Origin of the sequence: Duganella sp. LjRoot269 (assembly GCF_964254095.1) — a bacterium.
Lineage (GTDB): Bacteria > Pseudomonadota > Gammaproteobacteria > Burkholderiales > Burkholderiaceae_D > Rugamonas > Rugamonas hordei.
The window spans coordinates 560403-583503 of record NZ_CAXUSL020000001.1 but is presented as its reverse complement, the minus strand read 5'-3'; the positions used below and the strand labels follow the sequence as shown (position 1 = coordinate 583503).

18 protein-coding genes, 1 tRNA gene and 1 pseudogene are annotated in these 23101 nt (G+C 62.9%); 5 read left to right on the top strand and 15 right to left on the bottom strand.

Annotated elements, in window-relative coordinates:
* Nucleotides 1–68: 68 nt before the first annotated feature.
* Nucleotides 69–914: pseudogene (locus ACSQ3S_RS02535) on the bottom strand (M56 family metallopeptidase); the annotation flags it as partial.
* Nucleotides 911–1294 carry a BlaI/MecI/CopY family transcriptional regulator gene (locus tag ACSQ3S_RS02530; protein ID WP_176653068.1) on the bottom strand — a complete coding sequence of 128 codons (384 nt, stop codon included), beginning with the start codon at nucleotides 1292–1294 and terminating at the stop codon, nucleotides 911–913. The gene ACSQ3S_RS02530 and the pseudogene ACSQ3S_RS02535, both read right to left, overlap by 4 nt.
* 99 nt (nucleotides 1295–1393) lie before the next feature.
* Between ACSQ3S_RS02530 and ACSQ3S_RS02525 the strand changes: the two genes are divergently transcribed.
* The gene (locus ACSQ3S_RS02525; protein WP_436141494.1) at nucleotides 1394–3448 is read left to right on the top strand and encodes a family 43 glycosylhydrolase; all 2055 of its coding nucleotides are present in this window, start codon (nucleotides 1394–1396) and stop codon (nucleotides 3446–3448) included.
* Here the strand turns inward: ACSQ3S_RS02525 and ACSQ3S_RS02520 are convergent, their stop codons facing one another.
* The 3 genes from ACSQ3S_RS02520 to ACSQ3S_RS02510 all read right to left on the bottom strand — a co-directional run bounded on the left by ACSQ3S_RS02520 (nucleotide 3449) and on the right by ACSQ3S_RS02510 (nucleotide 4697).
* Nucleotides 3449–3910 carry a VOC family protein gene (locus ACSQ3S_RS02520; RefSeq protein ID WP_436141493.1) on the bottom strand — a complete coding sequence of 154 codons (462 nt, stop codon included), beginning with the start codon at nucleotides 3908–3910 and terminating at the stop codon, nucleotides 3449–3451.
* A 29-nt stretch (nucleotides 3911–3939) separates the two neighbouring features.
* Nucleotides 3940–4269, bottom strand: coding sequence for a hypothetical protein (locus tag ACSQ3S_RS02515; protein WP_436141492.1), 330 nt, complete (start codon nucleotides 4267–4269; stop codon nucleotides 3940–3942).
* A 134-nt stretch (nucleotides 4270–4403) separates the two neighbouring features.
* Nucleotides 4404–4697, bottom strand: a complete 294-nt coding sequence (locus ACSQ3S_RS02510) for an antibiotic biosynthesis monooxygenase (RefSeq protein WP_176653071.1) — start codon at nucleotides 4695–4697, stop codon at nucleotides 4404–4406.
* A 563-nt stretch (nucleotides 4698–5260) separates the two neighbouring features.
* Between ACSQ3S_RS02510 and ACSQ3S_RS02505 the strand changes: the two genes are divergently transcribed.
* Together ACSQ3S_RS02505 and ACSQ3S_RS02500 are read left to right on the top strand one after the other, a co-directional pair.
* Nucleotides 5261–6241, top strand: coding sequence for a porin (locus tag ACSQ3S_RS02505; protein ID WP_436141491.1), 981 nt, complete (start codon nucleotides 5261–5263; stop codon nucleotides 6239–6241).
* A gap of 94 nt (nucleotides 6242–6335) precedes the next feature.
* Nucleotides 6336–7424 (top strand): type II asparaginase, encoded by a 1089-nt coding sequence (locus ACSQ3S_RS02500; protein WP_436141490.1) that lies wholly within the window; start codon nucleotides 6336–6338, stop codon nucleotides 7422–7424.
* A gap of 578 nt (nucleotides 7425–8002) precedes the next feature.
* Here ACSQ3S_RS02500 and ACSQ3S_RS02495 read toward each other — a convergent pair.
* Nucleotides 8003–8078, bottom strand: a tRNA-Arg gene (locus ACSQ3S_RS02495).
* A 204-nt stretch (nucleotides 8079–8282) separates the two neighbouring features.
* Between ACSQ3S_RS02495 and ACSQ3S_RS02490 the strand changes: the two genes are divergently transcribed.
* The gene (locus ACSQ3S_RS02490; protein WP_353401976.1) at nucleotides 8283–8846 is read left to right on the top strand and encodes a c-type cytochrome; all 564 of its coding nucleotides are present in this window, start codon (nucleotides 8283–8285) and stop codon (nucleotides 8844–8846) included.
* A 43-nt stretch (nucleotides 8847–8889) separates the two neighbouring features.
* Here ACSQ3S_RS02490 and ACSQ3S_RS02485 read toward each other — a convergent pair whose 3' ends face one another.
* From ACSQ3S_RS02485 to ACSQ3S_RS02460, 6 genes are all read right to left on the bottom strand, one after another.
* Nucleotides 8890–10203, bottom strand: a complete 1314-nt coding sequence (locus tag ACSQ3S_RS02485; protein ID WP_176653075.1) for a sigma-54-dependent transcriptional regulator — start codon at nucleotides 10201–10203, stop codon at nucleotides 8890–8892.
* A 1-nt stretch (nucleotide 10204) separates the two neighbouring features.
* Nucleotides 10205–11974, bottom strand: coding sequence for a sensor histidine kinase (locus tag ACSQ3S_RS02480; protein WP_436141489.1), 1770 nt, complete (start codon nucleotides 11972–11974; stop codon nucleotides 10205–10207).
* A gap of 33 nt (nucleotides 11975–12007) precedes the next feature.
* Nucleotides 12008–12817, bottom strand: a complete 810-nt coding sequence (locus ACSQ3S_RS02475; protein ID WP_353401970.1) for an ABC transporter ATP-binding protein — start codon at nucleotides 12815–12817, stop codon at nucleotides 12008–12010.
* Between the two features lies 1 nt (nucleotide 12818).
* Nucleotides 12819–13640 (bottom strand): ABC transporter permease, encoded by an 822-nt coding sequence (locus ACSQ3S_RS02470; protein ID WP_413446884.1) that lies wholly within the window; start codon nucleotides 13638–13640, stop codon nucleotides 12819–12821.
* Between the two features lie 25 nt (nucleotides 13641–13665).
* Entirely contained in the window at nucleotides 13666–14634 is a 969-nt protein-coding gene (locus ACSQ3S_RS02465; RefSeq protein ID WP_176653078.1) for an ABC transporter substrate-binding protein, read from the bottom strand.
* 169 nt (nucleotides 14635–14803) lie between these two features.
* Nucleotides 14804–15277, bottom strand: a complete 474-nt coding sequence (locus ACSQ3S_RS02460; RefSeq protein WP_436141488.1) for a hypothetical protein — start codon at nucleotides 15275–15277, stop codon at nucleotides 14804–14806.
* Between the two features lie 363 nt (nucleotides 15278–15640).
* On the opposite strand from ACSQ3S_RS02460, the gene ACSQ3S_RS02455 reads away from it, so the two are divergent.
* A complete protein-coding gene (locus tag ACSQ3S_RS02455; RefSeq protein ID WP_436141487.1) occupies nucleotides 15641–16708 on the top strand; it encodes an ABC transporter substrate-binding protein in 1068 nt (355 codons plus the stop codon).
* 61 nt (nucleotides 16709–16769) lie between these two features.
* On the opposite strand, the gene ACSQ3S_RS02450 is transcribed toward ACSQ3S_RS02455, so the two are convergent.
* From ACSQ3S_RS02450 to ACSQ3S_RS02440, 3 genes are all read right to left on the bottom strand, one after another.
* Complete coding sequence (locus ACSQ3S_RS02450) at nucleotides 16770–18836, bottom strand: M13 family metallopeptidase (protein WP_353401961.1); 2067 nt, start codon at nucleotides 18834–18836, stop codon at nucleotides 16770–16772.
* Between the two features lie 94 nt (nucleotides 18837–18930).
* Entirely contained in the window at nucleotides 18931–20931 is a 2001-nt protein-coding gene (locus tag ACSQ3S_RS02445; RefSeq protein ID WP_436144983.1) for a M13 family metallopeptidase, read from the bottom strand.
* 122 nt (nucleotides 20932–21053) lie between these two features.
* Entirely contained in the window at nucleotides 21054–23087 is a 2034-nt protein-coding gene (locus ACSQ3S_RS02440) for a M13 family metallopeptidase (protein WP_436141486.1), read from the bottom strand.
* Between the last annotated feature and the right edge of the window lie 14 nt (nucleotides 23088–23101).

Here is a 23101-nt window from a genome sequence, read left to right as displayed (position 1 = left end):
AGGCCGATGCGGGCCGCCACGGTGCTCGCGCTGACACCGCCGAAAGCAAGCGTGGCGTTTACCTGGCGATGCTGCAGTTTCAATTGAGCGATCAGCGCCGCCGCATAGGCTTTGCGTTCCGTCTGCGGACGGCCACGCAGCACATCGCGGTCGCAGCCCAGCTCTTGCGCCCACGAGAGCTGGGCGCGCAACAAACGCATGCAGGGGTTGAACCACAGCAGCGTTTGCAGCAGCAGGCCGACGCTCATCCATTGCAGGTCATGCCGCCGCATATGCGTCAGTTCATGCTCGACGATCATCCGTTGCTGGCCAGCCTCAAAGCTGCGCAGGTGACGCGGCAGCAGCAGGCGAGGACGGAACAGACCGAACAGCATGGGCGAGATTGGCGCGTCCACTTCGATGACCGCCAGCGCGGGCGTACCGGGCGCGGCAAAGCCGTCGTGCTGATTCAAGACGGACAGCCGGTGGCCGGCTGCGGCGAGGCCATTCAATGTCCGGCGCCCCAGCCACAATCTGACCAGCGCATAAGCCAGGCCGAGCGGATATAGCAGCAGCCAGGCTTGCGCGCCGATGGCGAGCCAGGAGCGATAGTCCGCCTCCGTATTCGCCGCGCCGGCCGGGTTGGCGGCGGCAGCCGGCGTGCCCGTTTTGCCGGGATCGGCCAGATGCGCGGCCACATTGTCGGACAGTTCTATCGGTGGAATCAAACGCAGGCGTTCGCTGTGCGGCAGCAGGATCACCAGGAAAGCCGCCACAACCGTCGCCTGGCTCAGCAGCCACGTCGAGCGTTGCAGGGAAAACTCGGGCAGGCGGCGGCGGAAAGCAACCAGCAACGTCCACACGACCAGTCCCACGGCCACAGAGCCGCAGCTGGCCAGCAGGAAGCGTAAAGCCAGCAGGTCGGATGGCGTCATTTGGCGCCGTCCTCGCCGGTGGGCCAGTCGTTCAGCAACTGCTCGAGCTGCGCCAGCTCATCCTCGTCGACGAGCTTGCTGCCGGTGAACATATTGGCCGGCAAAGGCGCATCCATCTCCATCACCCGCCGGCTGAAGTCGCGCGCGAACGCGGCCAGCGTGCCGACCTTCTCAAGCGCCGCCTCATATACCTGCACACCGTGCAGCGTGCGCTGCCTTACCGAGCCCTTGTCCAGCATGCGCTCCAGGGTCTTGCGCGTGGACGAGTACGACCAGCCCAGCTCCTCCTCGACCTGCTCGTGGATTTCGCGGGCGCTGAGCGGCTGCTGCCGCCATAAGGCCTTCAACAGAGTAAGCTCGGAGATCGAGGGGATGGCCATTTAAGTTCCTTTGCGATACACGTCGCCATTGTGCGACATATGTCACAAATAATCAAGGATGGCATCATCCGAATGTTTCCCCGGAAAAATAGAGACGCTATGACCAAACTCGCAATTGCGTGCATGCTGTCCCTCGCGCTGACGCTGCCGGCGGCGGCCCAACAGGAGCCGCGTGCGGACTCCGGCCTGTCGATGAAGACCTGGACGCCGGACAACGGCAACGGCAGCTATACCAATCCCCTCTTCTACGACGAGCTGGCCGACCCCGACCTGATACGGGTAAACGAATGGTTCTATCTCACCGGCGCCACCATGCACGCGATGCCCGGGCTGCCGCTGTTGCGGTCGCGGGACCTGGTCAACTGGGAATTCCTCGGCTATGCCGCCGGCGAGCTGGATCTCGGGCCAAGCTATCGGCTGGAGCGCGGCAGGAACATCTACGGCCAGGGCATCTGGGCGCCCAGCCTGCGCCACCACAACGGCGTGTTCTATATCTTCGCCAACGTGAACGGTCGCGGCACCTGGATGTATTCCGCCATCAATCCGAAAGGACCGTGGACGCACTGGAAAATGAAGCGCAGCCTGCAAAACCTGTCGGTATTGTTCGACGACGACGGCAAGGCTTATGCTGTCTGGGGCCTCCAGCAACTGCGCATCGCGCAATTGACCAATGACCTGAGCGATATCGTGCCGGACACGGAACGCGAGCTGTTCACCAAGGCCGACGGCATGGGCGGAAACGCGCACTTCTACAAGGTCAACGGCAAGTACTACATCGTCAGCGCCAATGATGCGGGCGGCACCATGCCGGCTGCGCGCGCCGACCATGTCTACGGACCGTACGAAGTAAACCCGGCGATCAGCAAGGAAGAGGGTTTCGGCATGGCCGGCGGCTACCGGCTGAAGAACAGGCAGTATCCGTTCGAAGTCGTCCCGCCCAACCCGGCGTCGCGCGCCATGACGGCCATGCACCAGGGCGGCATCGTGCCGACCGAGGCCGGCGAATGGTGGGGATTTTCAATGATGGACTATAACTCGGCGGGCCGCCTGCTCAGTTTGTCGCCGGTGACCTGGCAGGACGGCTGGCCCTACTTCGGCCTGCCTGGCAATCCGGGACACAGTCCGCGCACCTGGGTCAAGCCGCGCACAGCGCAAGCGCAGCAGAGCGCGGCGCCGTTCGTGCGCAGCGACGATTTTTCCGAGCCCGCGCTCAAACCCGTCTGGCAATGGAACCATGCGCCGGTTGAAGACAAGTGGTCGCTGAGCGAACGGCCGGGCTTCCTGCGCCTGCGCTCGATGCAGGCGGCGTCGTTCTGGGAAGCGCGCAACTCGCTGACGCAACGGGCAATCGGGCCGGTGTCCGTGCCGACGGCGGCGCTGGACGCATCCGGGCTGCTGGAAAACGACGTGGCCGGCCTCGGCCTGCTGAACCTGCCGTATGCCACGCTGGCGGTGGAAAAGAAGAATGGCAAGCTCGCCCTGGTGCTGTTCGACCAGGCACGCAACCAGTCCACGCGCATCGGCATCACCGCCACGCGCGTGTGGCTGCGCGCCGAATGCGACTTCCGGACCGAGAAGGCACGCTTCAGCTATTCGTTCGACGGCGAGCGCTTCCAGTCCATCGGGCAGGAGTTCACGATGATCTACCAGCCCGTCACCTCGCAGGGCGTGCGCTACGCACTGTTCAACTACAACACGGGCAAGCAGAACGGCGGCGCCGCCGACTTCGCCAGCTTCGAGGTCTACCAGCCCTACCCGCACGGTTTGACGCGGCCCATTCCGTATGGCCAGACGATACAGCTCGCTTCCTTCAGGGGCTCGGCCGGGCTGGCCGCGCGCGGAGAAGCGCTCGTCAACGCGGCGCCGACGCCGTTCACGATATTGGATCTGGGCCTGGGCCGGGCGGCGCTCCAGTCCGGCAACAGTTATGTGACCATCGCGGCCGACGGCAGCGCCGCGCTGCAACCCGCCCAGTCCGGCGTGACGCAAGCTTTCCAGTGGATAGAGACGCCGACGGGCGAGCTGGCGCTGATGTCGCTGCTGACCAACCGCTTCCTGCGCATCGACCCGCGGACCGGCGCCGTCCGCGCCGACGCCCCCGGTCCGCTGCCCGACGGCAGCGACGGCGCCCGCTTCATCTGGTCCAAAAAATAATCAGGGAGGCGTAGTGCGCTTCGGCTCCCACAGCTCGATCTTGTTCCCCTCGGGATCGAGCACCCATGCGAAGCGGCCGTTCGCATCGTCGGCGCGCTTCAGGATGGCGACGCCTTTCATGCCCAGGCGCGCGAGAAACGCATCCATATCGTCGATCGCGTAGTTGATCATGAACTCGCTGGTCGACGGCGCGAAGTAGTTGGTCGTGGCGGGGAAGGCATTCCAGATCAGCGCCGGAGGATGGTTGGGCGCATCGTAGCGCAGCTTCGCGCCGCCCCACACTTCCAGCGGCATGCCCAGCACATCGCGATACCACGCCGCCAGCGCCTTGGGATCCTTGGCCTTGAAGAATATGCCGCCCACGCCGGTAATGTGCCCGGCGGGTTCCGCAGACGCAGAGACGCCCGGACCTGCCATCATGAGTACGCCCAGGCACAGCACCGCTATTGCTCGTATTTTCATCGTTGCTCCTTGCAGTTATCGATCATGGCTCAGGCGATAGCCCGTATCTCCACCCCGTCCATCGCGTAGCGGGCATACAGGAAGTCGCGTATGCCAACGACGTGGTCGCCGGCAAATTCCAGCGCCACGAAATACGCCGGCGTATCAAGCGATACGTTGCGGTCAAACACCAGCATCGCGGCGCGGCCGTCAACCACCGCCGGCGAGAATACCCATCGCACGGCAATGGCGTAGGCGCCGAAGTATTCGCCGACTTCGCTCTTGCCGTTGCGCCGCAGCTTGGTCACGAGCTCAAGTCTGACGTCATCGGCCAGCATGGCGCGTACCGTGTCGAAATCACCGGTCTTGAATCCCTCCACATAGGCAAGCAGCCGGGCGCTGACGGCGCCGTCGACCGCATCTCACCGAGCAGTTTTTCAAAATCCTGCGCCACCATCGTTCATTGCTGGCCGCCTCCACGTCCGTCGATACCGGGTACGAGTTTATCAAACTATCAAGCCCTGGCCGCCTCGACGACTTCACCCATGATGGGGTCGATCGTGGCGAGTGCGGCGAGCTTGGGGTAGTAGGCGACCATTCTGGGGTCGGTTCGCATCGTGTCGACCGCCGCGACGTCACGCCATTGGGAATGGATGACGATGCGCGTTCCATCCGCACTCGCGATCAAGTTGGTGGCAATCCACCCATCCAGCGTACGGATCACCGTGTTGATATTGTCGCGCAACATGTCCAGCACCTGGCGCTGGTTGGCGGGGTCGATGGTCAGGGGAATCATCAAGGTTGTCATAGTTCGTCTCCGGTCGGGCAGGCCCGCCAATCGGGCCTGTTATGTGTAAGACGACGAAGCGGGGCAAAACGGATCGGTCCGAAGAAAAAATCGTTAACGAAATTGATACTCAGCTCAAGGTCCGAGTATGAAAGTTCATACTCGGGCACCGGCGCCTGGCCCCGTCCATTTCAAAAAAACCTCATGTAATCAATGGTTTGGTTCAATGGCCCGGCTTGCCATTCCCGTGGCACAGATAGTGCTAACTCTGTTGTGAAAAGGATATTCGATGGCGGTCATCCGCTTCAAATCGCTTTTTACTATATATAAAACGGAGACAAAGGCAATGAACAAAGTAATTCCCGCCCGAACGCGCAGACCGGCTTCTTGACGCAAGCGCCGGCAGCGCCACTCCATCGCTAATTTCACGGCTGACCGAGTCCGGACCTTGCTCCCACAGGTCCGGCGGGTATCGCCGCACCCTCGATTTTCCGGGCACGGCGTTGCAGTGCCCGGTCGCGTAGTTGCACCTATCGCACAATCTTATTGGATCGTTTATGAAAACATCATTAGTAGCTGGGCTCTTGCTCGCCTCCGCAGCCGGCGCCGCCTCGGCGCAATCTGGCATCACCGTCTACGGCATACTGGACGCTGGCATCGCCCGCGAAACCGGGGGCGCCGATGGCGCGGTCACCAAGCTGGCCACAGGCGTGCAGTCCGGCAGCAGGCTGGGCTTCAAGGGGCAGGAGGACCTGGGCAATGGCATGAACGCCCACTTCGTGCTGGAGAACGGGCTGGATCTCGACACCGGCAAGGCGCGCCAGAACGGCGCCTTGTTCGGCCGCCATGCCTATGTCGGCCTGACGACCAGCGCCGGTACCGTCAACCTGGGCCGTCAATGCAACCCGATCTTCATCGCGCTGGACGGCATCGACCCCTTTGAAACCGGCTTTACCGGCGCCGCCACCAACCTGATGAGCATCGGCACGGCACGTACCAATAACACCGTCAGCTATGCAACGCCCAGGCTGAATGGCCTGTCGGCCACCGTGATGGTTGGTTTTGGCGAACAGGCCGGCGATAGCACCTTGGGCCGTACCATCGCTTTTTCCATTGACTACGCCGCAGGCCCGTTGGTGGGAACCCTGGCATATGACAGCCTGAAGATCACTTCTTTCAATACGATGAAAGAGGTCCTGCTGGGCGCCAGCTACAACTTCGGCCCCGCGACTGTGCACGCCGCGTTTGAAACCGAAAAGAACGACGTCGGCGGCGATTTCCGCGACTTCCTGCTGGGTGCCTCAGTGCCGCTCGGACAAGGCAAGCTGCTGGCCTCGTATGTGAAAAAGCAGGACCGTTCCGCGACCCAGCGGGGCGGAAGACAGTTTGCGGTGGGCTACACCTACACGCTTTCCAAACGCACCAACCTCTACAGTTCATTCGGCAGCATCCGCAACGAATTGGCCGCCACCAACGTGGTGGGCGATGCCTCCAGCGGTGGCAGCGCGCCGGCTGCTGGAGATGGATCGCGAGCACTGTCGGTCGGGATCCGGCATAAGTTCTGACATCCCGGCGAATAAAACCCACAAAGCACCTCCGGGGTTTGGCCCCTTTCGGGATCAGGCCCTATCCATCCCCCTTAACTCTCTTGGAGACTCTATGTTCGTTCCTATTTCCTCCCGTCTGTTGTCCGCGCTGTGCGCCCTGGCGCTGCTGGCCGGGTCCGTTCCAGCGGTCCGCGCCGCCGACGCCGCGCCATCGGCCCATGTGACCATCCTGGCCACCGGCGGCACCATCGCCGGCAGCGGGGCCACCAGTACCACCACGGTCGGCTACACCGCCGCTACAGTCGGGGTCGACCGCCTGATCGCCGCCGTGCCGGAACTGGCCAAGGTGGCGCAAGTCAAGGGCGAGCAAGTGTTCCAGATCGCCAGCGAAAACATGAGCAACGAACACTGGCTGGTGCTGGCCAAGCGCGTCAACACTCTACTGGCGCAGCCGGACGTCGACGGCATCGTCATCACCCACGGCACCGACACGCTGGAAGAGACCGCCTACTTCCTCGACATGGTGGTGAAGAGCCACAAGCCGGTGGTGCTGGTCGGCGCCATGCGTCCGGGCACCGCGCTGTCGGCGGACGGCCCGATCAACCTGTATAACGCGGTGCTGCTGGCGGCCAGCAAGGAAGCCATCGGCAAGGGCGTGCTGGTGGCTTTGAACGACCAGATCCAGGGCGCGCGCGACGTCACCAAGACCAACACCTCGACCCTGGACAGCTTCAAGACGCCGGAGCTGGGCATGCTGGGCTACATCCAGGGCAACAAGGCTTACTTCTACCATGCGTCGACTCGCAAGCACACGACCGACACCGAGTTTGACATCAGCAAGCTGGACGCGCTGCCGCAGGTCGACATCGTCTACGGCTACGCCAACGTCAGCCCGGTCGCGCTGAATGCACTGGTGGCGGCTGGCGCCAAGGGCATCATCCACGCCGGCGTCGGCGACGGCAGCCTGGCGTCCAAGGTCTTGCCTTCGCTGACGGCCGCCCGCAAGCAAGGCGTGCTGATCGTGCGCTCGGCCCGCGTCGGTCAGGGCATCGTGGCCCGCAATGGCGAAGCCAACGACGACGAGCTGGACTTCGTGGTCTCCGATACGCTGAGTCCGCAAAAGGCGCGCATCCTGCTGATGCTGGCGCTGACCAAGACCAGCGACAGCAAGGAAATCCAGCGCATGTTCTACACCTACTAAGTCATCGTTGATGATGGGGAAAAGTCGAACTTGCCCCACGAGCTTTAGCAACGGCGAGTACTTACCCCATCAATCCCAAAGCCACAATTTTGACAAAAAAAACCCGCCAACTGGGGCGGGTTAAATCCAATCCTTGGAGGGAGTTGGAGGAGACAGAGAAATTATGCTGCGCCGCGCCATATTTCGCCAATCATCATTTGTAATGAGATGTATCACTGATGCGCATAGCTTCACCATTCGCCTTTCAGAGCATCTATCGCCCTCCGACTGCGAAGATGCCCTCGGGGGTTTAGTCCTCCAGCACTTTTTGTCCATTCGTCTAACAGCTCTGCACGGGAAAAAATGTTAGCGGGAATCAACGCTATTGAGACTCTGGCGAAGCGGCAGGCAGATCAAGGCTAAGTCCGAGCCTATGTACGATCAATGCAGCACGACTGTGCCAACAATCCTTTTACAACGCCTGATGACAGAATGCTCGGCACGATTTTGTGCACAGTGAGTGTGCCGAAATATGCGAATTAACGCATCACATTGCGAACCAATGCAAAGGTTAAGTATTTGATTTATATGGAAAATTTTGGTGCGGCTGGCGGGGATCGAACCCACGACCCTTGGCTTCGGAGGCCAATACTCTATCCACTGAGCTACAGCCGCACGGAGGGGAATTTCTGAAGTGTGCCGTAGGATACCGTTTTTATCGACACCCGTCCATGGAAAGTGTCGTTTTGAGCATCTTAGCGTTTCCATGAAGGCATTTTTACGTCTATAATCGCCCGTTTGGTGAAGGTTTTACTAGGCAGCTGGCTGATCAATTTTTCGCACGCCACCCGGCTTCGAATTTAGTCTGTTAAGGAAATCATGAGCGACGCACACAACGAACACGAATCCGCCATCCGCACGCCCAAGCAGCTCGTTGCTGCGGTGATTGGCTTCTTTGGGGTTACAGTTATCGGTATTATCCTGCTGGTGCAGTTCGTCACCGCAGACAAATTGACCGGCCGCGGCTCGAACAGCCAGGCTCCTGAAGAAGTCGCCGCCCGTATCGCTCCTGTCGCCGACACCGGCTTCACGCTGAAAGACGCGAACGCACCAAAAGTGCTGCAGTCCGGCGAAGCCATCTACACCTCGACCTGCGCAGCCTGCCACGGCAGCGGTGCCGCCGGCGCTCCGAAGTTCGGCGACGCCGGTGCATGGACTGCCCGCATCGCGCAAGGTTACGACACCCTGCTCAAGCACGCTGTTGAAGGTATCCGCGCCATGCCGGCCAAAGGCGGCAATCCGGACCTGGACGACGTCGAAGTGGCCCGCGCCGTGGTCTACATGGCCAACAAAGGCGGCGCCAAGTTCAAGGAACCTGAAGCGCCGGCGCCAGCCGCCGCTGCAGCAGCTTCCGCTCCAGCCGCATCGGCTCCAGCCAAGTAAGCTTCCGCTGCTCCTGAAGAACCGGCCTCCATGGCCGGTTTTTTTATTTGCGGCCGGACGCGATCTGGTATTTTTTCAGCTTGTCGTAGAGGGTTTTGCGCGGAACCATCAGCTGATCCGCCGCCAACGCGACATTGCCGTCCACCGCGGCCAGCGCCTGCACGATCAGCTCACGCTCGTGATGATCAACCTGCTGCGGCAGCGACAAGGGCTCGCCGGCAGCCGCCGCGGCCGTCCCCAACCCTAGTCCCAGCACCAGCCGCTCGGCGAAGTTGCGCAGCTCGCGCACGTTGCCCGGCCATTCCGCCGCCTGCCATTGCGCCATCTGCTGCGGACTCCACTCCGGCAGCGGACGATGGTAGCGGGCGGCCGCGTCGGCGGCGAAGTGCGCCAGCAGCAAAGGAATGTCGTCGCGCCGGTCGCGCAAGCGCGGCAGGTCAATGCTGACCACGCCGATGCGGTAGTACAAATCCTCGCGGAACTGGCCTTGCGCGCTCAGCTGCAGCAGGTCGACCTTGGTCGCCGCGACGATGGTGCATTCCAGCGCGACCGATTCGTTGGCGCCCAGGCGTTCCAGCCGGCGCTCCTGCAGCACGCGCAGCAGCTTGACCTGCAAGGCCATCGGCATGCTTTCGATTTCGTCGAGGAACACGGTGCCGCCGTGCGCAAACTCCAGCTTGCCGATGCGGCGCTTTTGCGCGCCGGTGAAGGCCCCCGCTTCGTGGCCGAAGATTTCGCTTTCAAACACCGATTCCGGCAGCGCGCCGCAGTTGATGGCGACGAAGTTGCCCTTGCGTCCGCTGGCCGCGTGCAGCAGCCGCGCCACCACTTCCTTGCCGGTGCCGGTTTGGCCGTTGATCAGCACGTCGACGCCGGCCGGCGCGACGTTGCGTATCATGACTTTCAACTGCTCGATGGCGGCGGAGCGGCCGACCAGGTCCGGCATGTCCGGATGCCGGGCGCGGGCCGCGCGCAGCTGGCGGTTCTCCAGCACCAGCCGGCGCCGTTCCTGCGCGCGGCGCACCGCCTCCAGCAGGCGCTCGGTGGCGAACGGTTTCTCGATGAAGTCATAGGCGCCGCTGCGCATCGCGGCCACCGCCATCTCGACGTCGCCGTGGCCGGTGACGACGATGACCGGCAATTCCGCGTCCAGCGCGGCGATCTGCGCCAGCAGGTCGAGCCCGGAGCGACCCGGCAGGCGCACGTCGGTGACCACCACGCCGGGATAATCGGCGCGCAGCAGCGGCTGCGCTTCCTCGGCGCTGGCGACGGCCTGCACGCTGAAGCCGCCCAGCTCCAGCGTCTGGCTGGTGGCGAGGCGCAGCGCGGCTTCGTCTTCGATCAGGATAGCCTGCACTTCATGCTCCTTCTTGTTGTAGCGGCAGGCGCAGCTCGAAGCACGCGCCGCCCCCGGCTTGATTATGCGCCGCCAGCCGGCCGTTCATGGCCTGCACGATGGACGACGAGATCGCCAGTCCCAAGCCCAGCCCTTTGCCGGAAGGCTTGGTGGTGAAAAACGGTTCGAACAAATGCGCCACCACCTGCTCGGAGATGCCGGCGCCGCTGTCGCTGATGCTGATCAGCGCGCAATCGCCTTCGCGTTCAAGGCGGATGGCGACTTCGCGGCGCTCGGCGCTTTCCACCGCATCCAGCGCGTTGCGCAGCAGGTTGATCAGCACTTGCTCGATGCGCACGCTGTCGCCGGTCACCTTGATGTCGTCCACCGCCGCAATCTCCAGCGTGACGGCATGGCGGCGGAACTCGCTCTCCAGCAGAAAGGCGGAGGCCCGCACCGAGGCCGCCAGGTCCACCGTGGCGACCGTCTCGTCCTTGCGCGCGAATCCTTTCAACTGGCCGATGATGGCGCCCATGCGCGCGCTGGCCTCGCTGATGTGGCCCAGGTTGCCCGCCACCTGCTCGCCCTGCCCCCGCTCCAGGAAGATGCGGGCGTTGTCGGCAAAGGCGCGGATCGCGGCCAGCGGCTGGTTCAGTTCGTGGGTGATGCCGGTCGCCATCTGGCCCAGCATCGCCAGCTTGCCGGCCTGGACCAGCTCGTTTTGCGTGGAGCGCAGCAGGTGTTCGGTTTCCTGCAGCTTGGCGTATTTGCTTTCCAGATGCTGGTTGGTGGTGCGCAGCTGCTGCGTGCGTTCGACGATCTTGTCGTCCAGTTCGGCGGCGGCTTTTTGCAGCGCGGCGCGTGAAGCCATGCGTTCTTCCAGCCGGCGCCGGCGCTGATGCAGCGCCCAGACCGACACCGCGGCGCAGGCCAGCAGCAGGGTCGCCGCCGACGCCCACTGCGCGCCGGTGCGCAGCACGCGGGCCTGGCCGGGGAACAGCATCAGCTGCCAGCCCAGCTGGCCGACCGCCTGCGTGACGAACAGGTCGGGATGGCCGCTCAGCGGCGTCACCTTCTGGCCCATGTATTGCTGCGTGTGCGCCAGTTGCCGCTCGGTGGCGGCATCCAGCTTGTTCAGGCTGCGGTAAATCCAGTCGGGACGGTTGCTGAGGAAAATCACGCCGGCGCTGTCGGCCAGCACGATCGCGTCGTCGCTGCTGCGCCAGGTGCTTTCGAAATCGGCCAGGCTGATCTTGACGGCGACCACGCCGGTGACGGGGCCGCCGGCCGTGCCGTTGCGGTACACGGGCTGGGCGATGAAGTAGCCGGCCTCGCTGGTGCTGGTGCCGATGCCGTAGAAGCGCCCCGCCCTGCCATGCAGAGCGGCGTCGAAGTAGGGACGATAGGAAAAGTTTTTGCCGACAAAGCCCAGCGGCTGGTCCCAGTTGCTGGCGCCTATGGTCAGGCCGTCGCGGTCCATCACGTAGATGGCGCCGACCTTGGCCTGCTGCTGGATGGTCTGCAGCGTGCTGTTGAGGCGGGTGATCGCCTGCGCGTCGGACGGGTGCGCCAGCGCCACGATCAGGTCTGGCTGGAAGCCCAGCACGAAAGGCAGCGTCTCATATTTTTGCAGCAGCGACTGCAGGTCCGGCGCCATCAGCTGCAACTGGCGCTGGCCCTGCTGGCGCAGTTCTTCGCGTGCGCGCCAGGTGCCTGCCAGATACGATCCGGCAATCACGCCCAGCGCACACACGAGTGCGAACAGCAATAGCAGGGATTTTTGGGGGCGCATACGCAGATTCTACTGCACCGTGCGGACGCGGCCTTAATCCACCGCCGCCATGCGCATCTCGTCGTTGTGATGGCGCTGCTGCTCTTCCATCACCAGCTGGCCCAGTTCGCGTTTCAGCGCGTTGAACTCGGCGGCGGCCGGGTCGCGCAGGCGCGGCAGGTCCACCATCAGGTCGCGCTTGACGGTGCCGGGACGGTAGGTCATGACGACAATGCGGTCGGCCAGGTAAATCGCCTCCTCGATGCTGTGGGTGACGAAGATGATGGTCTTCTTCAGCTCGGCCCAGATGCGCAGCAGCTCGTCCTGCAGGTTGCGGCGGGTCAGTGCGTCCAGCGCGCCGAACGGCTCGTCCATCAGCATGATCGGCGAGTCCAAGGCCAGCACGCGGGCGATGGCGACGCGCTGGCGCATGCCGCCGGACAGGTCTTTCGGATAGCGGTTTTTGAAATCGCTCAGCGACAGCATGCCCAGCAGCTGGTCGACCTTGGCGGTGATTTCCGCCTGCGGCATGCCCTTGATTTCCAGGCCGAAGGCGATGTTTTTTTCCACCGTCATCCAGGGGAACAGCGCGTATTCCTGGAACACCATGCCGCGCTCGGGGCCGGGGCCGGTCACCAGCTTTTTGTCGGCCGTGATGGTGCCCGACGATGGCAGCGAGAAGCCGGCGATCGCGTTCAGCAGCGTGGACTTGCCGCAGCCCGAAGGTCCCAGCAGGCAGACGAACTGGCCTTGCGGAATGTCGAGGTTGATCTCCTTGAGGGCGATCACTTCGCGGCTGTCGGTCTTGAAAACCTTGTTGACGTCTTTGACTTCGATATGCGTCGAGTTGATGTCCATCTTCATGTCAGTTCTCCAGGCCACGGTGCCAGCGCAGCAAATGATTGTTCAGTTTGTTCATGCCCACGTCGATGATCAGGCCCAGCATGCCGATGCTGATCATGCCGGCGATAATCTTGTCCGACCAGAAGTACTCGCGCGCCTCGAGGATGCGGAAGCCGAGGCCGTTGTTCACCGCGATCATCTCGGACACGATGACCACGATGAAGGCGGTGCCGATGCCGATGCGCACGCCGGACAGGATGTAGGGCACGGCGGCCGGCAGCATCACGCGGACAAACATCGTGCGCTGGCTGACGCCGAGGTTGCGGGCGGCGCGGATGTAGATGCCGTCGACCTGACGCACGCCGGCGATGGTGTTGACCAGCACCGGGAAGAAGGCACCGAGCGCGATCAGGAACACGGCCGGCGCGTTGCCCAGGCCGAACCACAGGATGGCCAGCGGGATGTAGGCGATCGGCGGGATCGGGCGCAGCAGCTGCATCAGCGGATTGAACCACGCATACATGCGCTTGCTCGATCCCATCAGCAGGCCCAGCGGCAGCGCCAGTCCGGCGCCAACGGCGAAGCCGACCACCACGCGGTACATGCTGCCCAAGGTGTCGCCCAGCAGTTCGCCGGACAGCGCCCAGCTCAGCCAGGATCCGGCGGCCGGATCGTAGGCGGTCAGCGGCAACAGGTATTCAAACCACTTCTGCACCACCGCCGCCGGCGATGGCAGTACCTGCGGGTTGACCCAGCCCAGCATGGCGCTGGCTTGCCACAGCGCGATGATGACGATGGGCGCAATCACGCCCGAGGCGGCTTCCCGCCAGTTTTGCTTGCTCATGATGAGTGTCTCCGCTTATTGCATGTTATTGGATGTTGAGGCTTTTCTTGGCCGCTTCCAGCAGGTCGGTCTTGACCCAGTCCTTGGCCACCGGCGCGGCGCGCATCTTGCCGGTGCCGTGCTTGGCCATCACGTCGGTGGTGATCTGGATGTGCTCGGGGGTGACGTCGTAGCTGTACGGCGAGTTGCTGATGGCGTCGTCGAAATCGTCCTTGGTGATCTGGTTCTTGAAGATCACTTCGCGCACGTATTTCTCGGCGACAGGCTTGTTGTCGATGAACAGCTTGGTGGCCTGGACGAAGCAGGTCATGAACTTGGCGGCGGTGGCGCGGTGTTCCTTGTAGAACTTCTCGCTCATCACCATGGTGCGGATCGGCGCGCCGATCGGTGTGTCGTAAGGCTTCATCACTTCAACGCCGTAGCCCTTGTTGATCGCCTGCGACGATTGCGGCTCGCTTTGCATGATGGCGTCGAGGTTCTTGCCCAGCAGCGCCTGGTTCAGATCGGCGAACGCCAGGAACACCAGTTGCACATCCTTGCCGGGCTGGTCGGAGGCGGTCAGGCCGGCTTGCGCCAGCTCGGCGATCAGCAGCACCTCGTGGATGCCGCCGCGCGTGACGCCGACCCGCTTGCCTTTCAGATCCTTGATCGACTTGATGTTGCTGTCGGGACGGGCGACCAGCCGCGCGCCGCCCTTGGCGAAGCCGGCCACCACATAGATCGGCGCGCCGTTGGCGCGGCCGGAGATGGCGGCCTCGGAGGCGGTGGCACCGACGTCGAGCTCGCCGGCCAGGATGGCCTGCATCACGTCCGGGCCCTTGGCGAAGACATGCTCTTCCACCTTGATGCCGCACTTGGGCGCGATTTCCTTGATATACGAGACGGCGCCGTAGTGGGCGAACTTGAGGTTGCCGAGGCGGACCACTTCCTGGGCTTGCGCGCTGGATGCGGCGGCGACGGCGAGGGTCAGGGCTAACAGACGGAACTTGGACATGCTGGTCTCCATTGTGGTTGTAGTTACCGGAGACATTGCAGCTTCCGTGCCAAGCACGTGCTGCGGTTCAAGTCGTTGATTTATAAGGGATCAATCTGCCGCGCCGGGCATGCCGGCGGCGGAAAACCGCATAAACGACGCGGCGCTTATGCGGAAATCCGCCCAGCCGTCAGCTGCACAGGCCGAAGGCCTTGCGGTCGGCGAAGTAGCGATAGGTGAAGGTGCGCATCGGGTATTTGGTCAGCGCGATCTCGAACGCGGGCGGCACCACGTCGAAGCGTTCCGGCAGCTTGTCCTTGACGCGCAGGCGCACGCGCCAGATGGTGTCGTCGCTGGTGGCGCCGGCCACCAGCATGTCCGGCACCTTGGGGATCACGTCGACGATCTCCGGCTTGGAATTGGTGGCGCGCTGGTAGAAGCTGACCAGTTCCAGCTTCGCCAGCACCGGCCCCTTGGGCGCGGTGACGTGGTAGTCGCGGCTGAGGAACATCGCCCGCTCGCCGCGCGGCACCAGGTAGACAAAGGTGAACTCGGCGCCGCCGTCGGACAACGTGACCGGCGGCGTGGTCGACACGCTTATCCCGCGCGGCAACTCGTAGCGCGAACCCTCCTGCCAGGTCTTGCACTCCGGCGTCTTCGCCATGTACACATCAACAGGCGTGAAAGAATCACCGCAAGCGGTCAGCAGGGACAACAAGGACAAGGGCGCGACGTGACGCAGGCGCATAGGAGCAGTTCGTGAGTTGAAGGCGCCCTAGTTTACCTCATTGGCGGCAGAACGACGCCACGACGGCAGGCTGGATTGTCGTTGGCTAGTGTTGCATTTCCTTGAAAACAGTTCGCGCACGCTTGATATCCCCCACCCAAAAGGATACTGTGAATCAACCTAACTGCGGAGGAAACCCCGCGCCACTTGAAAGCACGCCATATGAAAACTACAATTTTTTGCAAAGTAGTCGGGCTGTTTCTTGCATCATGGATGTCGGCCGCCGCAGCGGAAACCGGCGTGACAGCGACGGAAATCAAGATAGGCATGGCCAACGCGCTGTCCGGCCCCACTGCGGGGCTCGGGCAGGGTATGAAGGCTGGCAGCGAGGCGTATTTTAAAAAAATCAATGCCGCTGGCGGCGTCAACGGACGCAAAATCACACTGGTGAGCGAGGACGACGGCTACGATCCGCCGCGCACCGCCACCGCCACCGAAAAACTGATCAAGAAGGACGGCGTGTTCGCGCTGTTCGGCTATGTCGGCACCCCGACCAGCAAGGCCGCGATCGGCCTGGTCAACGAGAACAATATCCCGTTTTTTGCGCCGTTCACCGGCGCCGAGTTCCTGCGCACGCCGCTCAACAAGTATGTCTTCAATATCCGGTCGTCTTACTTTAACGAGATCGAGCTGCAGGTCGAACGCCTGGTCACCGATGCCGGCATCACCAAGATCGGCCTGTTCTATCAGGAAGACACCTACGGCAAGGTAGGCAAGGAAGGGCTGCAGCTGGCGCTGCAAAAGCGCAAGATGAACATTACCGGCGAGGGTCACTATCTGCGCAACACCGAGGATGTCGACGCCGGGCTGGCGGCGCTGCTGGCGGCCAAGCCGGAAGCGGTGCTGATGGTCGGCACCTACAAGGCATGCGCCGAGCTGGTGAAAAAAGCCAACGCAGCCGGCTTCAAACCGAAATTCTTCAACCTGTCGTTTGTCGGCACCGCCAACTTCATCAAGGCGGCCGGCGACGCGGCCGAAGGCGTCTACATCACCCAGGTGGTGCCGTCGCCATTCGACGAATCGCTGGCCATCGCCAAGCAATACCACGCGGACATGAAGGCGGCGGGCATCAACGAAGTGGACTACACCTCCTTCGAAGGCTATGTGGATGCCGTCGCGCTGGTGGAAGGCCTGAAGAAAGCCGGCCCCGACCTGACCCGCGCCAGCTTCCTCGCCGCGCTGGAGAGCATGAACGTCAACCTGGGCGGCCTGGACATCGCCTTCGGCCCGCAAGACCACCAGGGCTTGAACAAGGTCTACCTGACCAAGGTCCAAAAAGGAAAGCCAGTTCCAGTCAGCAAGCTCTGACAAACCGATCCCGAATTGAAAAGGGCCGCATCGCTGCGGCCCTTGTTGCGTTACGTGGCGATTACCACATGATCACGCGGTCTTTTGGCGCCAGGTACATCTTGTCGCCTGGCTTCACGCCGAAGGCGTCGTAGAAGCCCGGCTGGTTGCGCATGGTGCCGTTGGCGCGGAACTGCCCTGGCGAGTGCGGGTCGGTCTTGATCTGCTGGATCTGCGCCGCTTCACGCATCTTCATGCGCCACACCTGCGCGAAGCCCATGTAGAAGCGCTGGTCGCCGGTCAGGCCGTCGATCACCGGAGCAGGCTTGCCCTTCAGCGACAGCTTGTAGGCCTTGTACGCGATCGCCACGCCGCTGTTGTCGGCAATGTTCTCGCCCAGGGTCAGCTCGCCGTTGACGTGGTAGCCGGGCAGCGGGCTGAACTGGTTGTACTGGTCGACCAGCATCTTGGTCTTGGCCGCGAAGTTCTTGTGATCGGCCTTGGTCCACCAGTCGCGCAGGTTGCCGTCGCCGTCGTACTGCGCGCCCTGGTCGTCGAAGCCGTGGCTGATCTCGTGGCCGATCACGCCGCCGATGGCGCCGTAGTTGACCGCGTCATCCGCGTCGGCGTTGAAGAACGGCGCCTGCAGGATCGAGGCCGGGAACACGATCTCGTTCATCTCGGGATTGTAGTAGGCGTTGACGGTTTGCGGCGTCATGCCCCACTCTTCGCGGTCGATCGGCTTGCCCAGCTTGTTCAGTTCCTTGTTGTAGTCGAACTGACGCGAACGCAGCACGTTGCCGACCAGGTCGTCCTTGGACACTTCCAGCTTGGAGTAGTCGCGCCAGTGGTTAGGATAGGCGATCTTGGTGGTGAACTTGGCCAGCTTGATCTGCGCCTGCTTCTTGGTGACCGGGCTCATCCAGTCCAGCTTGTCGATGCTGGTCTTGTAGGCGGCCAGCAGGTTCTTCACCAGCGCTTCCATGCGCGCCTTGCGCTCGGCCGGGAAGTTTTGCTCGACGTAGATCTTGCCGACGGCTTCGCCCAGCGCGCCTTCGGTCACGGACACGCCGCGCTTCCAGCGTGGACGCTGCTCGGTCACGCCGCTCAGCACGGTGCCGTAGAACGAGAAGTTTTCGTCGACGAAGGCCTTGCTCAGGTATGGCGCGTTGGAGCGCAGCAGGTGCCACTGGAAGTAGGCTTTCAGCGTGTCCAGCGGGGTGCTGTCCAGCAGCGCGGTCATGCCCTTCAGGTAGCTAGGCTGGCTGACGATCACGTAACTGACCTTGCCGGCCACGCCGGCGTCGGCCAGGTAGGCGTTCCAGTCGTAGCCTGGCGCCGTAGCGCCCAGCTTGGCGATGTCGACCTTGTTGTAGGCCTTGACCGGGTCGCGCAGTTCGACCTTGGTCCACTGGATCTTGGCCAGCTCTTTTTCAAATTCAACGATGGCGTGCGCGGTGACGGCGCCGTGCGGATCGCCGGCCAGGGTCAGCATCTTGCCGATGTGCAGTTCGTACTTGGCCAGCGCGTCGGCCATCTTGGCGTCGTCCGCTTTCAGGTAGTAGTCGCGGTCCGGCAGGCCCAGGCCGTCCTGGTACAGGTCGGCCACGTATTTGGTCGAATCCTTGTTGTCCTGGTGGACGCCGTAGTTGTACGGCGCGGTCACGCCGATCTGGTTCAGGTGCGAGATCAGCGCCGGCAATTGCTTCTTGTCCGAGATCGCGGCGATCTTCGCCATTTCAGCGTTCAGCGGGGTCAGGCCCAGTTGCTCCAGCCTGGCTTCGTCCATAAAGCTGGCGTAGAAGTCGCCGATGCGCTGGGCTTCCGCTCCGCCGGCCTTGTTCGACGCGGCGCCTTCAATGATGGAACGCAGCTGCGGCTGGATATCGTCGCGCAGCTTGGCGAACGAGCCCCAGCTGGCCTTGTCGGCCGGGATTTCCGTCGTCGCCAGCCACTTGCCGTTCATGTGGGTGAACAGATCGTCCTGCGCGCGCACGGCTGGATCGATGTATTCCACGGCGATGCCGGAGGCCATGGTGCCGCTTGCTATCTTGGCGCTGGCGGGAGCTACACTTTTGGTGTTGTCCGCGGCGCCGGCCAGGCCTGCGATCAGGCTCAGGGTCAATGCACTTACGAGATGACGTTTCACGATTATCCTTCTGGTTTGAAAAACGAAACAGGCCAATCCACGTTGTTTGGCCCCGTGCGGTTTTATATCACAGGGGCCGGCCAACACAAAATGGTTACCACATGATGACGCGGTCTTTAGGCGCCAGATACATCTTGTCGCCCGGTTTTACGCCAAAAGCGTTGTAAAAACCCGGCTGGTTGCGCACCGTGCCGTTGGCGCGGAACTGGTCGGGCGAGTGCGGGTCGGATTTGAGGTAAACGATTTGCTGCGCGTCGCGGATCTTGCTGCGCCACACCTGGCCGAAGCCCATGTAGAAGCGCTGCTCGCCGCTCAGGCCGTCGATGACCGGCGCCGGCTGGCCGTTCAGCGAAATCAGGTAGGCCTTGTAGGCGATCGCCGCGCCGCTGTTGTCGGCGATGTTTTCGCCCAGGGTCAGCTCGCCGTTGACGTTGTAGCCCTTGACCGGGCTGTAGGCGTTGTATTGCTTGACCAGCATCCTGGTCTTGGCCGCGAAGTTCTTGTGGTCGGCCTTGGTCCACCAGTCGCGCAGGTTGCCGTCGCCGTCGTATTGCGCTCCCTGGTCGTCGAAGCCGTGGCTGATCTCGTGGCCGATCACCGCGCCGATGCCGCCGTAGTTGACCGCGTCGTCGGCGTCCGCGTTGAAGAACGGCGGCTGCAGGATCACGGCCGGGAACACGATCTCATTCACCTCCGGGTTGTAATAGGCGTTGACGGTTTGCGGCGTCATGCCCCATTCGTCGCGGTCGATCGGCTTGCCTAGCTTGTTGAGCTCCTTCAGGTATTCGAACTCGTGCGAGCGCTGCATGTTGCCCACCAGGTCATCCTTGGCCACCACCAGCTTGGAATAATCGCGCCATTTGTTCGGATAGCCGATCTTGGTGGTGAACTTGGCCAGCTTGGCCTGCGCCTGCTCCTTGGTGGCCGGGCTCATCCAATCCAGGGTGGTGATACTTTGCTTGAACGCTTCCAGCAGGTTCTTCACCAGCGCTTCCATGCGCGCCTTGCGCTCGGCCGGGAAGTGCTGCTCGACGTACAGCTTGCCCAGGCTCTCGCCCAGTGCGCCGTCGGTGGCGTTGACCGCGCGCTTCCAGCGCGGCTGCTGTTCCTTGACGTCGGCCAGCACGGTGCCGTAGAAGGCGAAGTTTTCCAGCGCGAAGTCCTTGGACAGGTAGGGCGCGCTGGCGTGGATCACCTGCCATTGGAAATAGGCCTGCCAGGTCGCCAGCGGCGTCTTGTTGAGCACCTTGTTGAAGCCGGTGACGAAGCTCGGCTGGCTGACGATGACGTAGTCGACCTTGCCGGCGATGCCGGTGTCGTTGAGCCAGGTGGACCAGTCGTAGCCCGGCGCCAGCTTGGACAGCTTGGCCAGCGGCACCTTGTTGTAGGCCTTGACCGGGTCGCGCAGCTCGACCTTGGTCCACTGGATTTTCGCCAGTTCGGTTTCCAGCGCCACGATGGACTTGGCGTCGGCCGCGGCGTTCTTGTTGCCGGCCAGCGCCAGCATTTTAGTCACGTGCTGCTGGTACTTGGCCAGCGTGTCGGCCATCTTCTTGTCGGACTTCTTCAGGTAGTAGTCGCGGTCCGGCAGGCTCAGGCCGTCCTGCACGATGTCGGCCACGTACTTGGTCGAATCCTTGTTGTCCTGGTGGATGACGAAGCCGTACGGCGCCGTCACGCTGAAGCGGTTGTAGTGGGCGATCAGCGCCGGGATTTCCTTCTTGTCCTTCAGCGCGGCGACGCGGTCCAGCTCGGCGCGCAGCGGGCTCAGGCCCAGCTGCTCCAGCCTGGCCTCGTCCATGTAGCTGGCGAAGAAGTCGCCGATGCGCTGGGCGTCGGTACCGTTGGCCTTGTCCGGATTGGCGGCGGCCGCTTCGATGATGGCGCGCAGCTGCGGCTTGGTGTCGTCGTCCAGCTTCTCGAACGAGCCCCAGCTCGATTTGTCGGAAGGGATTTCGGTCTTGGCCAGCCATTTGCCGTTCAGGTTGACGAAGAAGTCGTCCTGCGCGCGTACCGACGGGTCGATGTTGGCGATATCCACGCCGGAAATTTTTTGCTGGGCGTGGACACCGGCGGAGGCCAGCAGCGCCAGCATCAGGGCGCTCAGTAAGTGTGCTTTCAAGTCTATTTCCAATAAATGTATAGGCAAGTCTTGGAACAATAGCAAAAAGGCCACACGAGGTGGCCTTTTTCTGAAAATTTACGGCAAATAAACGCTTACCAGATGATCACGCGCTGTTCCGGCGCAACATACATCTTGTCGCCCGGCTTCACGCCGAAGGCTTCGTAGAAGCCCGGCTGGTTGACCATGGTGCCGTTGGCGCGGAACTGGCCCGGCGAATGCGGGTCGGTCTTGATCAGCACGATCTGCTGCTCGTCGCGCATCTTGCTGCGCCACACCTGGCCAAAGCCCATGTAGAAGCGCTGGTCGCCGGTCAGGCCGTCGATCACCGGCGCCGGCTTGCCGCCCAGCGACAGCTTGTAGGCCTTGTAGGCGATGGCGATGCCGGAATTGTCGGCGATGTTCTCGCCCAGCGTCAGCGCGCCGTTGACGTTGTAGCCCTTGATCGGGCTGTAGCCGTTGTACTGCGCCACCAGCGCGTCGGTCTTGGCCTTGAAGTTGGCGCGGTCTTCCTTGGTCCACCAGTCGCGCAGGTTGCCGTCGCCGTCGGACTGGCTGCCCTTGTCGTCGAAGCCATGGCTGATCTCGTGGCCGATCACCGCGCCGATGGCGCCGTAGTTGACCGCGTCGTCGGCCTTGGCGTCGAAGAACGGCGGCTGCAGGATGGCGGCCGGGAACACGATCTCGTTCATCGTCGAGTTGTAATAGGCGTTGACGGTTTGCGGCGTCATGCCCCACTCCTCGCGGTCGATCGGCTTGCCCAGCTTGTTGACCATGCGCTGGTGGCCGAAGGTCGAGGCGCGCAGCACGTTGCCGATCAGGTCGCCCTTGACGATGGACAGCGACGAGTAGTCGCGCCACTTGTTCGGGTAGGCGATCTTCGGCGTGAACTTGGCCAGCTTGGCTTGCGCTTCCTTCTTGGTTTCCGGGCTCATCCAGTCCAGCGTGTCGATGCTGGTCTTGTACGAGGCCAGCAGGTTCTTCACCAGCTCTTCCATGCGCGCCTTGCGGTCGGCCGGAAAATATTGCGCCACATACAGCTTGCCCAGGCCTTCGCCCAGCGCGCGCTCTTCCAGCGCCACCGCCGATTTCCAGCGCGGCGGCTTGACGGCCACGCCGGTCAGCACGGTGCTGTAGAAATCGAAATTGGCGTCGGCGAAGGCCTTCGACAGGTAAGGCGAGGCGCTGCGCAGCAGCTGCCATTCGAAGTAGGATTTCCAAGTCGCCAGGTCGGTCTTGTCGACCACGGCGGTGAAGGCCTTCAGGTAGCTTGGCTGGTTGACGATCACGTAGTCGACCTTGGCGGCGACGCCTTCGGCGGCCAGCGCGTGCTGCCAGTCGTAGCCCGGCGCCAGTTCGGCCAGCTGGCTGATCGGCGTCTTGTTGTAGCGCTTGACCGGGTCGCGGTTTTCCACCTTGGTCCATTGTGCCTCGGCCAGCGCGGTTTCCAGCGCGACGATGGCCTTGGCGCTGGCGGCGGCGTTCTTGTCGCCGGCCAGGCCGAGGATCTTGGCCACGTGGGCTTCGTACTTGGCCAGCGTGGACGCCATCTTGGCGTCGTCTTTTTTCAGGTAGTAATCGCGGTCCGGCAGGCCCAGGCCGCTCTGCGAGATGCCGACCGCGTACTTGGTCGACTCGCGCGCGTCCTGGCTGACGTAGACGCCGTAGGGCGTGGTCACGCCGATCTGGTCCAGGTGGGCGACCAGCATCGGGAAGGCTTTCTTGTCCTTGATCGAGCGAATGCGGTTCAGTTCGCCGGCCAGCGGCTTGGTGCCCAGCTGTTCCAGCCTGGCCTCGTCCATGAAGCTGGCGTACAGGTCGCCGATCTTCTGCGCGTCGCTGCCCGGCTTGCGGGCCTTGTCGGCGGCGGCCGCCTCGATGATGCCGCGCAGCTGAGGCAGGGTGTCGTCGCGCAGCTTGGCGAACGAACCCCAGCTCGACTTGTCGGCCGGGATCTCGGTGGTCTTCAGCCATTGGCCGTTGAGGTGCTGGAAGAAATCGTCCTGCGGACGCACGCTGGCGTCGATGTACTGGGTGTCGATGCCGGACACCGGGACGGTGTCGGCGGCGTGGGCGGCGTAGGCGGTGCTGAGGCTCAAGGCCAGGGTGCTCAACAGAAAACGGTTCACGTGCGGTCCTTTGG

What these genes read in the sequence shown, in the direction of transcription:
- ACSQ3S_RS02530 (WP_176653068.1), bottom strand. Translation starts at nt 1,294, where the DNA reads ATGGCCATCCCCTCGATCTCCGAGCTTACTCTGTTGAAGGCCTTATGG.
- ACSQ3S_RS02525 (WP_436141494.1), top strand. Translation starts at nt 1,394, where the DNA reads ATGACCAAACTCGCAATTGCGTGCATGCTGTCCCTCGCGCTGACGCTG.
- ACSQ3S_RS02520 (WP_436141493.1), bottom strand. Translation starts at nt 3,910, where the DNA reads ATGAAAATACGAGCAATAGCGGTGCTGTGCCTGGGCGTACTCATGATG.
- ACSQ3S_RS02510 (WP_176653071.1), bottom strand. Translation starts at nt 4,697, where the DNA reads ATGACAACCTTGATGATTCCCCTGACCATCGACCCCGCCAACCAGCGC.
- ACSQ3S_RS02500 (WP_436141490.1), top strand. Translation starts at nt 6,336, where the DNA reads ATGTTCGTTCCTATTTCCTCCCGTCTGTTGTCCGCGCTGTGCGCCCTG.
- ACSQ3S_RS02490 (WP_353401976.1), top strand. Translation starts at nt 8,283, where the DNA reads ATGAGCGACGCACACAACGAACACGAATCCGCCATCCGCACGCCCAAG.
- ACSQ3S_RS02480 (WP_436141489.1), bottom strand. Translation starts at nt 11,974, where the DNA reads ATGCGCCCCCAAAAATCCCTGCTATTGCTGTTCGCACTCGTGTGTGCG.
- ACSQ3S_RS02475 (WP_353401970.1), bottom strand. Translation starts at nt 12,817, where the DNA reads ATGAAGATGGACATCAACTCGACGCATATCGAAGTCAAAGACGTCAAC.
- ACSQ3S_RS02470 (WP_413446884.1), bottom strand. Translation starts at nt 13,640, where the DNA reads ATGAGCAAGCAAAACTGGCGGGAAGCCGCCTCGGGCGTGATTGCGCCC.
- ACSQ3S_RS02465 (WP_176653078.1), bottom strand. Translation starts at nt 14,634, where the DNA reads ATGTCCAAGTTCCGTCTGTTAGCCCTGACCCTCGCCGTCGCCGCCGCA.
- ACSQ3S_RS02460 (WP_436141488.1), bottom strand. Translation starts at nt 15,277, where the DNA reads ATGGCGAAGACGCCGGAGTGCAAGACCTGGCAGGAGGGTTCGCGCTAC.
- ACSQ3S_RS02445 (WP_436144983.1), bottom strand. Translation starts at nt 20,931, where the DNA reads ATGCTGGCGCTGCTGGCCTCCGCCGGTGTCCACGCCCAGCAAAAAATT.